Raw genomic sequence first — 14,859 nt, 5'->3', positions numbered from 1 at the left:
GTGGCGTCCGTTCCGGCGGAACGGTCACGACCTGTGAAGAAGCTGTGGGGGGCCGATGGCGGGATGGGGATCCGGCTGTCGGTCGCCCCGCCGCCTGCCGTACGGTTTCTGCAGATGAGAGAAACACCCCGCTCGCAGGGGAATGCGAGCGACGCCGGAGCGGAGCATCCCCCGCCCTGTTCCGGTCGTGCCTTCGCGCACACCACCGGAGCCTCGGGCTCCGGAACTCCTCACCGGTCGGACGGCCGTACGTTCCACACCCCCCGGGGCGAACGGCGAACCGATCCCGCCGGGCGCTTCGGAACCACCCCCCCGGTTCCGAAGCGCCCGGCCTCTCGCGTTTCCCCGGTTCTCGGCCCGCTGTACGGGGCCGCGCTCTGTCTCCTGGGCTTCGCCCTGATCACCTGGCAGGTGGTGGCCGACGGCCCGCTGCGACGGCTCGACGAACGGATCGGCCGGGCCCTGACCGGCCACGGCCCGCGGCCCCTCACCGAACTCCTCGCCGATCTCGGCTCCCTCGCCGTCGCCCTGCCGGTACTGGCACTGGCGCTGGCCGCCGCGTACACCCCGCGCCGTTCGGGACGGCGGGGGCGGTGCACGGCGGGGTGGACGGCCGCCGCCCTCGCCCTCGTACCCCTGCTCGTCGTTCCGCTGCTCGTCGTACCGCTGAAGGCCCTCACCGACCGGCCGGGACCGCTGACCGACGCCACCGGCTACTTCCCCTCCGGCCATACGGCGACCGCGATGGTCGCCTACACCGGGGCGGCCCTGCTGCTCGCGCCGTACGCGGGACGGCTGCGCCGGGCGGCGGTGCCCGCCGCCGGGGTGCTGACCCTGGCGACGGGCACCGGACTGGTGCTGCGCGGCTACCACTGGCCGCTGGATGTCCTCGGCAGTGTGCTGCTGTGCGGGGCGCTCCTGCTGGTCACCCAGGCAGTCGGCGCGGGGATCAGCTCCAGATGTAGGCGTCGAAGTTCCGCGAGAACTGCCACTGGTTGAAGCGGTCCCAGTTGATCGACCAGGTCATCAGCCCCCGCAGCGCGGGATACGTGGTGCGCGGGCGGTAGGAGCCGCAGTTGGTGCCCTTGGTCAGGCAGTCCAGCGCCCGGTTGATCTCGGCGGGCGCGGTGTGCCCGTTCGCCGCCTGGGTGGAGGCCGGCAGGCCGATCGCGACCTGCTCGGGGCGGAGCGCCGGGAAGACCCGGGACTGGTTGCCCGCCACCGGGAAGCCGGTGAGCAGCATGTCGGTGAGGGCGACATGGAAGTTGGCGGCGCCCATCGAGTGGTACTGGTTGTCCAGACCCATGATCGGTCCGGAGTTGTAGTGCTGGACATGGAGCAGGGTCAGATCGTCCCGGAGCGCGTGGATGACGGGGAGGTAGGAGCCGGCGCGCGGGTCCTGGCCGCCCCACGGCCCGGAGCCGTAGAACTGGTAGCCGAGCTGGACGAAGAAGGTCTCCGGGGCCATCGTGAGCACGAAGTCCCGGCCGTACCGGGCCTTGATGCTCTTCACCGCCGAGATCAGATTGACGATGACGGGGGTGGTCGGGGCGCGGAAGTCGGTGTCCCCGGTGTTCAGCGAGAGGGAGTGGCCCTCGAAGTCGATGTCCAGGCCGTCCAGACCGTACTCGTCGATGATCCGGGAGACGGAGGTGACGAAGGCGTCCCGGGCGGCGGTGGTGGCGAGCTGGACCTGTCCGTTCTGGCCGCCGATGGAGATCAGCACCTTCTTGCCCGCCGCCTGTTTGGCCTTGATGGCCGCCTTGAAGTCGGCGACGGACTCGACGTTCGGGCACTCGGTCACCGGGCAGAGGGAGAAGCGGATGTCCCCGGAGGTGACGGAGGTGGGTTCGCCGAAGGCGAGGTTGATGACGTCCCAGGAGTCGGGGACATCGGCCATCCGGGTGTAGCCGGAGCCATTGGCGAAGCTGCTGTGGAGATAGCCGACCAGGGCGTGCGGCGGGAGCCCGCCGCCGGTGCCGCCCGCCGGGGTGTTCACGTTGACGACGGCGGACTTCGCCGACTCGCCCGCGCTGTTGGCGGCGGAGACCTGGAAGGTGTACGCGGTCTCCGGGGTCAGCCCGCCGACCGTGGTCGAGGTGCCGTTCACCGAGGCGACCCGGGTGGCGCCCCGGTAGATGTGGTACTCGGTGGCGCGGGCGGCCGGGTTCCAGCTGAGCGGTACGGAGGTGGACGAGGGGGTTCCGGCGGCCAGACCGGTGGGCGCGTCGGGCACCCGGACCGGGTCGCCGCCGGGGCCGAAGAGCGAGATGTCGTCGGCGTGATAGGCGGCGGTGCCGTACCAGCCATGGGTGTAGAGGGTGATGGAGGTGGTGGTGGCGCCGGTGCGGAAGGTGGTGCTGAGCTTCTGCCAGCTGGGGGCGGACGGGGTCCAGGCGTACCCGTCGGTGGTCCCGGTGCCGGAGACACCCAGATAGGCGTAGCCGCCCTGGACCCAGCCGCTGAGGGTGTACGCGGAGTTGGGCTGGACCGTGACGGTCTGGGTGCACCGGGCGTTGTCGCCGCCGGACGGGGTGGCCCGCAGTGCGGACGTCCCGCTGCGGACGGGGGTGGTGACCGCGCTGCCGCTGCCGCCGGTGCAGCTCCAGCCGGTGAGTCCCGCCTCGAAGCCGCCGTTGACGGCGAGTTCGGAGTCGGCGGCCTCGGCGGGCAGGGCCGAGGCCACGACTCCGCTGACGGCGAGGGCCAGGGTGGCCAGCAGCGCGGTGAACCGGCTGTGGCCTCTGGCCCCGGGGCGACGGCGCGCCCGGTCTCTGGTGCGTTCCACAACTGCCTCCGTACGTGGGGGACGGGAGTACGTGGGGTGGGAAGTGGGGCGCGCACAATTTGGTCCAGACCAATGCTCTTGTCAAGACATCCCGCAGACATCCGCACCGGTCGCCGGAGTTCCGGGCGGCGGCACCCCGGGCTTCCGCGCACCGGTTCACCGGGCATCCCGGCAGCGGTACGAGGCCCTCCCCCGTACCGGTACGCCGGGCATCCGGACAGCGGTACGAGACCCTCCGCACCGGTACGGGGGAGGGCTCAGCCGTCCTCGCCCCGGGCCAGCATCGCCGCCGCCTCGTGCATCGCCAGCTCCAGCACGACCGGATCGGTGAGGACCCCCGAGCCGTCCGGCTTCACCAGCCAGCGGACCCCGCCGCCGGTGGCCCGGCCCGGGTGCGGAACCACGATCCAGGTCCCCGCCCCGGCGCCGCGCACCCCCGTACCGAGCCAGCCCGACGCCGTACCGGGCGGGACGAAGAAACCGGTTCTGGCGTCCCCGGAGCCGGCGAGCACCGGACCGGTGGGGGCCTCCAGCCGGTCCAGCACATCCAGCGTCCGCAGCCCCAGCTCCCCGGGGAGGATCAGTACGTCCCAGCGCCGCCCGGCGGGCAGCAGGGTGATCCCCAGCGGGCTGCGCTCCCACTCCCACCGGCAGGCGTCCGGGTCGGGCGCCGCCGATACCAGCCACTCCACCGCTGTCCTGGGCCTTGAGCGTGCCATCGCCCGGCCTCCGTCCGTCGTCCCGTGCGCTCACGCGCCTTCACCCCGGGAGAGCGCGCGGCGCGGAGGGTATGACGCGGGTTGACGCACCCCTTCACAGTGATCTGCGTCACTTTGCAGGGCGGGGCCGGGCGTACGGTCACGGCGGCCCCGGCACGGTTCCCGGAGCACACGGCCGGGCAGGGGCGGACCGGCTCAGCTGTCGAAGCCGAGCCCCAGCCGGTCCAGCGTCCGCAGCCAGGCATTGCGGTGCCCGCCCCGGCTGTCCGCCCTGGCCAGCGACCACTTCGTGAGCCCGATCCCGGCCCAGGCGACCGGCTCCGGCGGGAACGGCAGCGGCTTGGTCCGCACCATCTCCAGCGCGGTGCGCTCGGTGCGCTCCCCCGCCAGCAGATCGAGCATCACCTCGGCGCCGAAGCGGCTGGCCCCCACCCCGAGCCCGGTATAGCCCGCCGCATAGCCCACCCGGCCGCCGTGGGCCGTGCCGAAGAAGGCCGAGAAGCGGGAGCAGGTGTCGATCGCCCCGCCCCAGGCATGGGTGAAGCGCACCCCCGCCAGCTGCGGGAAGCAGCGGAAGAAGTGCTCCGCGAGCTTCAGATAGGTCGCGGGCCGCTGGTCCCGCTCGGCGTCGAGCCGCCCGCCGAAGGGGTAGATCGCGTCATAGCCGCCCCAGAGGATCCGGTGGTCGGCGGTGAGCCGGAAGTAGTGGAACTGGTTGGCCGCGTCCCCCAGCCCCTGCCGGCCCCGCCAGCCGATCGCGGCCAGCTGACCGGGGGTCAGCGGTTCGGTCATCAGCGCGTAGTCGTAGACCGGGACGGTGTACGGGCGCACCCGGCGCAGCAGCGAGGGGAAGACATTGGTGCCGAGGGCGACCCGGCGGGCCAGCACCCTGCCGTACGGGGTGCGCACGGCGATGCCGGGACCCGCGGGGGTGAGCCGCAGCCCGCGGGTGTTCTCGTGGATCCGGACCCCGAGCCGCAGACAGGCGTCCTTGAGCCCCCAGGCCAGCCGGGCGGGGTGGAGCATGGCGGTGCCCCGGCGGTCCAGGAGTCCGCCGAGGAAGGTCGGCGAGTCGACCTCGGCGCGTACGGCGTCCCGGTCGAGGAGTTCGAGCCCCTCGCCGAGGCCGTGCCGGCGGGCCGTCTCGTACAGCTCCGTCAGCTCGGCCAGATGGTGGGGGCGGGTGGCGACATCGATGGCGCCGGTACGTTCGAAGTCGCAGTCGATGCCATGGTCGGCGACGGCCCGCTCGATGGCGTCGAGGTTCTCCGTACCGAGCCGTTCGAGGGTGGCGATCTCGGCGGGCCAGCGGGCGAGGCCGTTGGCCAGGCCATGGGTGAGGGAGGCGGCGCAGAAGCCGCCGTTGCGGCCGGAGGCGGCCCAGCCGACTTCCCGGCCCTCGATCAGGACGACATCGCGGTCCGGGTCGCGCTCCTTGGCGAGGAGCGCGGTCCAGAGTCCGGTGTAGCCGCCGCCGACGACGAGCAGATCGCAGCGTGTGTCGCCGGTGAGCGCGGGCAGGGCGGGCGGCCGGGCGGGATCGTCCAGCCAGAAGGGGGTCGGTGAGGCGTCGGCAAGGGATGGTGCACAGGTCATGGCGTCGGGTGCCATGGTTTCCACTCCTTTGGGTGTCCGCCGGCCGGCCGGACCTCTGGGGGGACCGTCAGCGGGCGGACGCGCTGTTCTTTTTTCGCCGGTGGGTCAGCAGTTGTCCGATGACCACGATCAGTACGGCGACGGCGAACATCGCGGTACCGATGACATTGATCTGGACGGGGGTGCCGCGCTGGGCGGAGCCCCAGACGAACATCGGGAAGGTGACAGTACTGCCGGAATTGAAATTGGTGATGATGAAATCGTCGAAGGAGAGCGCGAAGGCGAGCAGCGCGCCCGCGGCGATTCCGGGGGCGGCGATCGGCAGGGTCACCCGGAGGAAGGTCTGCACCGGACCGGCGTAGAGATCGCGGGCGGCCTCTTCCAGCCGGGGGTCCATGGAGAGCACCCGGGCCTTGACCGCCACCACCACAAAGCTCAGACAGAACATGGTGTGGGCGATGAGGACGGTGAGCGGACCGAGTTCGGCGCCGAGATTGAGGAAGAGGGTGAGCAGGGAGGCGGCCATGACCACCTCGGGCATGGCCATGGGCAGGAAGATCAGTGCGTTGACCGCGCCGCGCGCCCGGAAGCGGTAGCGGACCAGGGCAAAAGCGATCATGGTGCCGAGAACGGTCGCCCCGAGCGTCGCCCAGAAGGCGATCTGGAGCGAGAGGCCGAGCGATCCGCAGAGATCGGGGACACCGCACGGGTCCCGCCAGGCGTCGGTGGAGAATTCCCGCCAGTCGTAATTGAACTTGCCGGCCGGCTTGTTGAACGAGAACACCATGACGACGATGTTCGGCAGGATCAGATAGGCGAGGGTGAGAAGCCCCGCGATGACGACGAAATGGCGCCGCAGCCAGCTCATCAGACCAGTTCCTCCGTTCCGGCCCGGCGGATGTAGAAGGTGACCACGATCAGCACGATCGCCATCAGCAGGAAGGAGAGAGCGGCGGCCGTCGGATAGTCGAGCACCCTCAGGAATTGCGACTGGATGACATTGCCGACCATTTTGGTGTCGGTGGAGCCGAGGAGTTCGGCGTTGATGTAGTCACCGCTGGCGGGGATGAAGGTCAGCAGGGTGCCGGAGACGACCCCGGGCAGCGAGAGCGGGAAGGTCACCGTGCGGAAGACCGTGGCGGGCGAGGCGTACAGATCGCCCGCCGCCTCGTGCAGCCGGGGGTCGATCCGTTCCAGTGAGGTGTAGAGCGGCAGGATCATGAAGGGGAGGAAGTTGTAGGTCAGTCCGGTGACCACGGCCAGCGGGGTGGCGAGGACCCGGTCCCCGTCGGTCATGCCGAGCAGCTGGGTGACATCGAGGAAGCCGACCGTGTCGAGGAACTCCACCAGCGGTCCGCTGTCGGCCAGGATCGTCTTCCAGGCCAGGGTGCGGATGAGGAAGCTGGTGAAGAACGGGGCGATGACCAGGACGAGCAGCAGATTCCGCCAGCGTCCGGCGCGGAAGGCGATGAGATAGGCCAGCGGGTAGCCGAGCATCAGACAGAGCACGGTGGCGGTGCCCGCGTACAGCAGGGAGCGGGTGAAGTGCGGCCAGTACTCGGTCAGCGCGTCCCAGTAGGTGGGGAAGTGCCAGGTGACCCGGAACCCCTCCTCCAGGGAGCCGGTCTGGACGGAGGTCGACGCCTGGTAGATCAGCGGCAGGACGAAGAAGACCAGCAGCCACAGGATGCCGGGGAGCAGCAGCCAGTAGGGGACCAGGGTGCGGCGCAGCGGGGGCCGGTGGATGGCGGGGGGCACGGGGGCGGGTGGGGTCCCGGTGCTGGGGGAGGTCCCCGTGGTGGGGGAGGTCATGCGCTGTCCCCCGTGGCGGCGGGTACCTGCGGGGCCGGGTCCGTGCCCGGTGCCTCCGGTGCCGGTGCGTCCGGGCTCTGCGGCTCGGGGTCGAGGGCGAAGGTATGGGCCGGGTTCCAGTGCAGGACCACGGGGGCGCCGGGGGTCAGCCGGGTGTCCCGCTCGATGTTCTGGACGTACACCTCCAGCTTCCGGCCGGCCGGGCTGTCGATGAGGTACTGGGTGGAGACCCCGAGGAAGCTCGCGGCGGCGACCGTACCGGCGAAACGATTCCGCCCGGTGGGGACGGTGGCCGCGTCATCGGCGTGGACCAGGGAGATCTTCTCCGGGCGGATCCCGACGAGCAGCCGGTCCCCGGAGCGCGGGGCGGTGGCGCACCGGTCGGCGGGCAGCCGCAGTACGGTGCCCCCCGCCGTGACGGCGACCTCGCCGCCCGCGCCGGAGACGGTCTCGGCGTCGATGAGGTTGGAGGTGCCGAGGAAGTTGGCGACAAAGGCGGTGCGCGGGGTCTCGTACAGCTCGGTGGGGTCGCCCAGCTGCTCCACCCGGCCGCCGTTCATCACCGCGACGGTGTCGGCCATCGCCATGGCCTCTTCCTGGTCATGGGTGACATGGACGAAGGTGATGCCGACCTCGGTCTGGATCCGCTTCAGCTCCAGCTGCATCTGACGGCGGAGCTTGAGGTCGAGGGCGCCCAGCGGCTCGTCCAGCAGGAGCACCTGCGGGTGGTTGATCAGCGCTCGGGCGACGGCGACCCGCTGCTGCTGGCCGCCGGAGAGCTGATGGGGGCGGCGGCGGGCGAAGTCGCCGAGCTGGACGAGGTCGAGCATCTCCGCGACCTGCTTGCCGACCGAGCGGATGCCGCGCCGGCGCAGACCGAAGGCGATGTTCTCGTGGATCGTCAGATGCGGGAAGAGGGCGTAGCTCTGGAAGACGGTGTTGACCGGGCGCTTGTGCGGCGGGAGCCGGGTCACATCCTGATCGCCGAGGAGGACGGAGCCGGTGGTGGGGTCCTCCAGTCCGGCGATCATCCGCAGGGTGGTGGTCTTTCCGCAGCCGGAGGCGCCGAGGAGGGCGAAGAAGGTGCCCTGGGGGACGGTGAGGTCCAGGGGGTGCACGGCGGTGAAGGAGGTGCCGTAGGTCTTGCTGATCCCCACGAGGCGGACATCGCCGCCCGCTGGTGTCTCTGTCATGGGTGCTGGTCCCAGTGGTAGCGGGTGAAAAGGGGTCACGGGTGCCGGGTGGGCGGGTACCGGGAGGGGCCGGGTGTGCCGGGAGGGGCCGGCGAGGTGCCGAAGAGCCGCCGGAAGAGTGCCGGAGAGGCTCCCGAGGGGTGTGCGCTCCGCGCGGTCAGGCGCCGATGAGCCGGGCGAACTTCTCCTCGTACGCCTTCTCCTCCTCACCGCTCAGCGAGCGGAAGGCATGCGAGCGGGCGGCCATGGCCTTGTCCGGGACGATCAGGGTGTTCTCCGCCAGCGCCGGATCGATCTTCGCCAGCTCGGCGGCGACCCCGTCGACCGGGCAGACGTAGTTGATGTACGCGGCGAGCCGGGCGGCCACCGGGCGCTCGTAGTAGTAGTCGATCAGCCGGGTGGCATTGGCCCGGTGCCGTGCCCCGGCCGGGACCAGCAGATTGTCGGTGGAGGTGAGATATCCGGCGGCGGGGATGGCGTACCGGATATCGGGGTTGTCCGCCTGGAGCTGGATCACATCACCGGCCCAGGCGAGACAGGCGGCGATATCGCCCTTGGAGAGGTCGGAGGTGTAGTCGTTGCCGGTGAAGCGGCGGATCTGCTTGCGGTCGACGGCCTTCTGGAGCCGGTCGACGGCGGTGGCGTAGTCGTCGTCGCTGAACTCCCCCGGGTCGAGGCCCAGGTCGAGCAGGGTCATGCCGACGGTGTCGCGCATCTCGGTGAGCAGCCCGACCCGGCCCTTGAGGGCCCGGTCGTCGAGGAGCTGCCCGACCGATTCGACCTTCCGGCCGCCGGTCGCCTTGATGTTGTAGGCGATGACGGTGGAGATCCCGGTCCAGGGGTACGAGTGGGCCCGGCCCGGATCCCAGTCCGGCGAGCGGAACTGCGCGGAGAGATGGGTGTACGCGTTCGGCAGCAGCGCGGGGTCGAGCTTCTGCACCCAGCCCAGACGGATCATCCGGGCGGCGAGCCAGTCGGTGACACAGATCAGATCGCGGCCGGTGGACTGGCCGGCGGCGAGCTGCGGCTGGATCTTGCCGAAGAACTCGACATTGTCGTTGATGTCCTCGGTGTATCTGACCTTGATCCCGGTGCGCCGGGTGAAGGCGGCCAGGGTGGGACGGGAGGTGTTGTCCTCGCCCACGTCCATGTACTCGGTCCAGTTGGAGAAGACGACGGTCCGCTCCTTGGCGGAGTGGTCGTCCGAGGACTCGGCGCCGCCCTCCCGCTTGGCGGGCGGGATGCCACAGCCGGCGAGGGTGGTGAGCGCGCCGAGACCCAGCGCCCCGGCGCCGCCGGCCCGCAGCAGCGAGCGGCGGGTGAGGGCGCCCCGGCCACCGGCGAGCGAGCGCCGTATCGCCGCCGACTGCGCCGCGGACAGGCCGGAGCCGTCGGGCTCATAGGGGTCCATCAGCTGTGCCCTTTCGGAAAGGCCCTCGCGGGCGGGACTGTTCGGGTCGGGGTCAGCCCCGCCGGGCGCCGAAGACCGTACGGTGCCAGTCCTTGCGGGCCACCGCCGTATTGTCGAACATTACGTGCTTGACCTGCGTGTACTCCTCGAAGGAGTAGGTCGACATGTCCTTGCCGAAGCCGGAGGCGCCATACCCTCCGTGCGGCATCTCGCTGATGATCGGGATGTGGTCGTTGACCCAGACGCACCCCGCCGCGATCTCCCGGGTGGCGCGGTTGGCGCGGAACACGTCCCGGGTCCAGGCGGAGGCGGCGAGGCCGTAGGGGGTGTCATTGGCGAGGGCGATGCCCTCGTCGTCGGTGTCGAAGGGGAGCACCACCAGCACCGGGCCGAAGATCTCGTTCCGCACCACCTCGCTCTCCCGCGCGGCACCGGTGATCAGGGTGGGCGGGAAGTAGGCGCCGTCCCCGGCGGGTGCCCGGCCGGGGGTGAGCACCTTCGCGTACGAGCGGGCCCGCTCCACCACGGCCGCGACCCGGTCGCGCTGGGCGTGGGAGACCAGCGGCCCGAGGTCGGTCGCCGGGTCGAAGGGGTCACCGAGGCGGACGGTGGCCATGGTGTCGGCGATCCCCTCGACCAGCCGGTCGTAGAGCGGGCGCTGGACATACATGCGGGTGGCGGCGGTGCAGTCCTGGCCGGTGTTGATGAGCGACCCGGCGACCGCGCCCTGGATCGCGGCCTCGGCGTCGGCGTCGTCGAAGACCACGAAGGGGGCCTTGCCGCCGAGTTCCAGATGGAGCCGCTTGACCGAGGCGGTGGCCAGCGCGGCGACCCGCTTGCCCACGGCGGTGGAGCCGGTGAAGGAGACCATGGCGACATCGGGGTGGGTGACGAGATGTTCGCCCGCCTCCCGGCCCGTCCCGGAGACGACATTGACCACGCCGTCGGGGATGCCCGCCTCCCGCGCCGCCTCCGCGAACATCAGCGAGGTGAGCGGGGTGATCTCGGCGGGCTTCAGGACCACGGTATTGCCGGCCGCGACGGCCGGCAGGATCTTCCACGCGGCCATCTGGAGCGGATAGTTCCAGGGGGCGATGGAGCCGATGACCCCGATCGGCTCACGGCGGACATAGGAGGTGTGGTCCCCGCTGTACTCCCCGGCGGACTGGCCCTGGAGATGACGGGCGGCGCCCGCGAAGAAGGCGGTGTTGTCGATCGTGCCGGGTACGTCGAACTCCGTGCTCAGCCTGATCGGCTTGCCGCACTGGAGGGTCTCGGCGCGGGCCAGTTCACCGGCGTCGGCGGCGAGGACGGCGGCGAACCGGTGCAGGGCGGCGGAGCGCTCCCCCGGGGTCGCCCCCGCCCAGCCGGGAAGGGCGGTACGGGCCGCCGCGACGGCCGCGTCCACATCGGCGGGCCCCGCCGCGGCATAGCCGAGGACCGTCTCCCCGGTGGCGGGGTCCACGACCCGCTGGGTGTGCTCCGAGGTACCGGGCCGCAGCCGCCCGCCGATGTACTGGGCACCGGCCGTGAAACGGTCCGGCACCTGATAGCGGTTGCTCATGACGCTCTCCGTACTCCGGGCTCCCGGGCGCCCGGAGGGGGTGCCCGCCGTCGCGGGCCGCCGTCCAGAGCGCTCCAAGCGTGGTGCTGAGCTGTCGTCCCAGCTCGAATTGAGTGCCGATCCTGGCAGAGGGTCCCAGAGCCAACAAGTGATTCCGCAGTTGCCTTTTGGTCACGCGACGGAATCGGTTGACCATCTGTCTGGCCGACGGGCCCCTGACCATACGGAGTGTCGGTGGCGAATGTCAGACTCTCCGGCATGAACGGTCCGATGAACACGGAAGAGCTGCTCCAACGGATCAGTGCGGGTGAGCGGGTGAAGTATCTGCACTTCTGGGGGCACACCCCCCGGTGGGACGGAGAGGTCGGGCCGAGCTGTCTGAGCCAGTGGTGGCCCTCGCCCTTCCTGGTCGACGGGGTGGAGTACGCCACCGCCGAGCACTGGATGATGGCGGCCAAGGCCCGGCTCTTCGGCGATGCCGAGGCGGAGCGGGTGGTCCTCGCGGCACGGACCCCGGCGGAGGCGAAGAAGGCCGGGCGGCTGGTGCGCGGCTTCGACGAGACGGTCTGGAAGCGCGAGCGTTTCGGGATCGTCAGCACGGGCAGTGTGCACAAGTTCGCCCACCACGGGGAGCTGCGGGAGTTCCTGCTGACGACCGGGGACCGGGTGCTGGTGGAGGCCAGCCCGCGCGACCGGATCTGGGGCATCGGGCTGACCGCCGACGACGAGCGGACCGGGGACCCGGCCCGCTGGCGCGGGCTCAATCTCCTGGGGTTCGCGCTGATGGCGGCGCGGGAGGAGCTGCGCGAGCGGGCGGCCTGAGCCCCCGGGGCGCGGTGGTCAGAGCTTCCAGGGGGTCGGCACGCCCTCCACGACCGGCAGGCTCTGTACCGCGTACCGCTGGTTCCACTCCTCCGGGTTCTCCTCGATCGCCAGATAGACGCCGTAGACGAAGAAGGCCACGGTGAGCAGGACCCCGAGGGCGCCCAGCACCAGCCCGGCGACGGCCATGCCCTTGCCGGAGCCGAGATGCCGCACCCGGCCGATGCCGATACCGCCGAAGACCACGGCGAGCACACCCAGGATGAACCCGACCCCGGCCCAGGAACTGAGGACGGCGAGCACACCGAGGACCAGGGCGGCGACGGCCATCCCATTGGACCGCCGGACCATCGGCTGCCAGAGGGCGTACGGGTCGCCGGGCGGCGGGAAACCGGGAGGGACGGCGGGGTGGAAGGCGGGGTGGCCGGGTGCGGCCCACACCGGGGGCGGGCCGAACTGCCCGGTGGGCGGGGCGTCCGGCGAGAACGGGACGGCGGCGCCCGGAGCCGTCGGGGCCGGGTGCGGCAGCGGGTGCGGCTGCGACTGCGGTGCACCATCGCCCCGGCCGGGTACGGGCCCGGCCACGGGCGGCGGCCCGCCGGACCAGGGGTCGGCGTAGGGGCGGGCCCGCCCGCGCGGTGGCGGGGCCCAGGGGTCCCGCTCCTGATGGGGCACGCCGGGGCCGGGGCCCGTGCTGCCTGTGCTGCCTGTGCTGCCTGCGGTGTTCTCGACGCCGGTGCTGTCCTCGCGGTCCGTGAGCCGCCGGTGGTCCCCGTCCCCGGTGCCGTCCGGGCGCCGGTCCTCGTACTCCGCCATGCCTCTCCCCCGTCGCTCCGTCCGCCGGACCCGCCGGTCCACCGGTCCGCTCGTCCGCTCGTCCGCTCGTTCGCCGGGAAGCCGGACACCGTCGTGATACCCCGCCCCCGCCCCGGCCGCCGCCTACGATGGCTTCCGCGCCCGCGGCGCCGCCACCAGCGGCGCCGTCTCCTTACTTATATCCTCCTGGAGGCCCCGATGACCGATCTGCACCCCTTTATCGCGGGGCTGCCCAAGGCCGAACTGCATGTCCACCACGTCGGGTCCGCCTCCCCCCGTATCGTCTCCGAGCTGGCCGCCCGCCACCCCGACTCCAAGGTCCCCACCGACCCCGAGGCGCTGGCGGACTACTTCACCTTCACCGACTTCGCGCACTTCATCGAGGTCTACCTCTCGGTGGTGGATCTGATCCGCACCCCGGAGGACGTCCGCCTGCTCACCTTCGAGGTGGCCCGGGACATGGCGCGGCAGAACATCCGGTACGCGGAGCTGACCATCACCCCGTGGAGCTCGACCCGGCGCGGCATCGACGAGCGGGCGTTCATGGAGGCCATCGAGGACGCCCGCAAGGCCGCCGAGGCCGAACTCGGCGTCATCCTGCGGTGGTGCTTCGACATCCCCGGCGAGGCGGGGCTCGAAGCCGCCGAGGAGACCACCCGGCTCGCGGTGGATCTGCGCCCCGAGGGCCTGATCTCCTTCGGACTCGGCGGACCCGAGATCGGGGTTCCCCGGCCGCAGTTCAAGCCGTACTTCGACCGGGCCATCGCCGCCGGTCTCCGCTCGGTGCCGCACGCCGGGGAGACCACCGGGCCGCAGACCATCTGGGACGCCCTCAACGAGCTGCGGGCCGAGCGCATCGGCCATGGCACCAGCGCCCCGCAGGACCCGGCGCTCCTCGCCCATCTCGCCGAGCGGCGGATCCCGCTGGAGGTCTGCCCCACCTCCAACATCGCCACCCGGGCCGTCGCCGACCTCGACCGGCACCCCATCCGCGAGATGGTGGCCGCCGGTGTCCTGGTGACGATCAACAGCGATGACCCGCCGATGTTCGGCACCGACCTCAACAGCGAGTACGGCGTCGCCGCCCGGCTGCTCGACCTGGACGAGCGGGGCCTCGCCGACCTCGCCAAGAACGCGGTGGAGGCCTCCTTCCTCGACCCCGCCGGCAAGGCCAGGATCAGCGCGGAGATCGACACCTACACCGCCGCCTGGCAGGCCCGCTGACCATCGCGCCGGGACCGGATACGGGGTCGGCTCAGGCGTCCGGCCCCGGGTCTCCGGCCCCGGCACGGCCGGGCGTCGGCCCCGGCGCGCGCACGGCGGGCCGGGGCCGGTGAGAATGGGCCCATGCGTACCGTCACCGCCGTGGCCCACCGGGGCGACCCGTATCTGGTCCGGGAGAACACGCTGGCCTCCCTGCGCTCGGCCCTCGGCCGGGGCGCGGACGCCGTGGAGATCGATGTCCGGGTGACCCGCGACGGCGTCCCCGTACTCCTCCACGACGCCACGCTGAAACGCCTCTGGGGCCAGGACCACAGGGTCGACCGGCTCACCCGCGCCGAGGTCGCCGAGGCCACCGCGGGCGGGGTGCCCACCCTGGCGGAGGCGCTGCGCACCCTGGCGGAACGGGACGGGGCCCGGGTGATGATCGACCTCCCGGGCGCCACCGAGGAGACGGTCGGGGCCGTGGTGGCCACCGTCCATGACTCCGGGGCGCCGGAACGGGCGTACTACTGCGCCGGAGCGCGCACCATGCTCGCCGTCCGCGCCGCCGACCCCGCCGCCGAGATCGCCCTGACCTGGACCTCGCTCGCCCCGCCCCGCCCCGTTCTGCTGCGGGCGCTGCGTCCGCGCACCCTCAACTACCGCTTCGGCCTGGTGAGCCGGGAGCTGACGGAGCGGGTGCACGGCGAGGGGCTGCTGGTCTCCGCCTGGACGGTGGACACCCGGCGGGTCATGCGGAGGCTGATCGCGGCGGGGGTGGACTCCATCACCTCCAACCGGGTCGGCACCCTCCGGTCGGTCCTCGGCACCGCCCCCGCCGTCCCCCTCCAGGACAACTCCCCCGCGACCGGGCCTTCTTGATCCTTCCGGCATGATGGGCCGTCCGGGCCATCCGCCCCCGGCCGAGGAGCACA

Annotated in this window: 13 protein-coding genes; 4 read left to right on the top strand and 9 right to left on the bottom strand. The window is 71.8% G+C overall.

Going from position 1 to position 14,859, the window contains the following annotated elements:
* Nucleotides 1–114 precede the first annotated feature (114 nt).
* Nucleotides 115–999, top strand: a complete 885-nt coding sequence (locus tag ABT354_RS27410; protein WP_351498503.1) for a phosphatase PAP2 family protein — start codon at nucleotides 115–117, stop codon at nucleotides 997–999.
* Here the strand turns inward: ABT354_RS27410 and ABT354_RS27405 are convergent.
* The 8 genes from ABT354_RS27405 to ABT354_RS27370 all read right to left on the bottom strand — a co-directional run bounded on the left by ABT354_RS27405 (nucleotide 950) and on the right by ABT354_RS27370 (nucleotide 11,083).
* Nucleotides 950–2,788 (bottom strand): chitinase, encoded by a 1,839-nt coding sequence (locus ABT354_RS27405; RefSeq protein WP_351498501.1) that lies wholly within the window; start codon nucleotides 2,786–2,788, stop codon nucleotides 950–952. The two genes, ABT354_RS27410 and ABT354_RS27405, sit on opposite strands and share 50 nt — an antisense overlap.
* Before the next feature lie 257 nt (nucleotides 2,789–3,045).
* Nucleotides 3,046–3,507 carry a bifunctional DNA primase/polymerase gene (locus tag ABT354_RS27400; RefSeq protein ID WP_351498499.1) on the bottom strand — a complete coding sequence of 154 codons (462 nt, stop codon included), beginning with the start codon at nucleotides 3,505–3,507 and terminating at the stop codon, nucleotides 3,046–3,048.
* A gap of 195 nt (nucleotides 3,508–3,702) precedes the next feature.
* Entirely contained in the window at nucleotides 3,703–5,118 is a 1,416-nt protein-coding gene (locus ABT354_RS27395; protein ID WP_351498497.1) for an NAD(P)/FAD-dependent oxidoreductase, read from the bottom strand.
* 52 nt (nucleotides 5,119–5,170) lie between these two features.
* The gene (locus tag ABT354_RS27390) at nucleotides 5,171–5,971 is read right to left on the bottom strand and encodes an ABC transporter permease (RefSeq protein WP_351498495.1); all 801 of its coding nucleotides are present in this window, start codon (nucleotides 5,969–5,971) and stop codon (nucleotides 5,171–5,173) included.
* On the bottom strand, nucleotides 5,971–6,915 hold the full coding sequence (locus tag ABT354_RS27385) for an ABC transporter permease (RefSeq protein ID WP_351498493.1): 945 nt from the start codon (nucleotides 6,913–6,915) through the stop codon (nucleotides 5,971–5,973). Before ABT354_RS27385 ends, ABT354_RS27390 begins: the two co-directional genes overlap by 1 nt.
* Nucleotides 6,912–8,108 carry an ABC transporter ATP-binding protein gene (locus ABT354_RS27380; protein WP_351498491.1) on the bottom strand — a complete coding sequence of 399 codons (1,197 nt, stop codon included), beginning with the start codon at nucleotides 8,106–8,108 and terminating at the stop codon, nucleotides 6,912–6,914. The genes ABT354_RS27385 and ABT354_RS27380 overlap by 4 nt, the downstream gene beginning before the upstream one ends.
* Before the next feature lie 157 nt (nucleotides 8,109–8,265).
* Nucleotides 8,266–9,519: a polyamine ABC transporter substrate-binding protein gene (locus ABT354_RS27375; RefSeq protein WP_351498489.1), complete on the bottom strand. Its 1,254-nt coding sequence runs from the start codon at nucleotides 9,517–9,519 to the stop codon at nucleotides 8,266–8,268.
* A 52-nt stretch (nucleotides 9,520–9,571) separates the two neighbouring features.
* The gene (locus ABT354_RS27370; protein ID WP_351498486.1) at nucleotides 9,572–11,083 is read right to left on the bottom strand and encodes a gamma-aminobutyraldehyde dehydrogenase; all 1,512 of its coding nucleotides are present in this window, start codon (nucleotides 11,081–11,083) and stop codon (nucleotides 9,572–9,574) included.
* A gap of 258 nt (nucleotides 11,084–11,341) precedes the next feature.
* Here ABT354_RS27370 and ybiA point away from each other — a divergent pair, with 258 nt between their 5' ends.
* The gene (ybiA, locus tag ABT354_RS27365; protein ID WP_351498616.1) at nucleotides 11,342–11,905 is read left to right on the top strand and encodes a riboflavin biosynthesis intermediates N-glycosidase; all 564 of its coding nucleotides are present in this window, start codon (nucleotides 11,342–11,344) and stop codon (nucleotides 11,903–11,905) included.
* Between the two features lie 18 nt (nucleotides 11,906–11,923).
* On the opposite strand, the gene ABT354_RS27360 is transcribed toward ybiA, so the two are convergent.
* Nucleotides 11,924–12,721 (bottom strand): DUF4190 domain-containing protein, encoded by a 798-nt coding sequence (locus ABT354_RS27360; RefSeq protein WP_351498484.1) that lies wholly within the window; start codon nucleotides 12,719–12,721, stop codon nucleotides 11,924–11,926.
* Nucleotides 12,722–12,919: 198 nt separating this feature from the next.
* On the opposite strand from ABT354_RS27360, the gene ABT354_RS27355 reads away from it, so the two are divergent.
* Both ABT354_RS27355 and ABT354_RS27350 read left to right on the top strand, forming a co-directional pair.
* Nucleotides 12,920–13,945 carry an adenosine deaminase gene (locus tag ABT354_RS27355; protein WP_351498482.1) on the top strand — a complete coding sequence of 342 codons (1,026 nt, stop codon included), beginning with the start codon at nucleotides 12,920–12,922 and terminating at the stop codon, nucleotides 13,943–13,945.
* A 123-nt stretch (nucleotides 13,946–14,068) separates the two neighbouring features.
* On the top strand, nucleotides 14,069–14,806 hold the full coding sequence (locus ABT354_RS27350) for a glycerophosphodiester phosphodiesterase (protein ID WP_351498480.1): 738 nt from the start codon (nucleotides 14,069–14,071) through the stop codon (nucleotides 14,804–14,806).
* Nucleotides 14,807–14,859: the final 53 nt, after the last annotated feature.

Origin of the sequence: Streptomyces sp. NPDC000594, from assembly GCF_040299965.1 — a bacterium.
Taxonomy (GTDB): Bacteria; Actinomycetota; Actinomycetes; order Streptomycetales; family Streptomycetaceae; genus Streptomyces.
The sequence above is the reverse complement of the archived record's forward strand: the minus strand, read 5'-3'. Positions and strand labels throughout refer to the sequence as shown.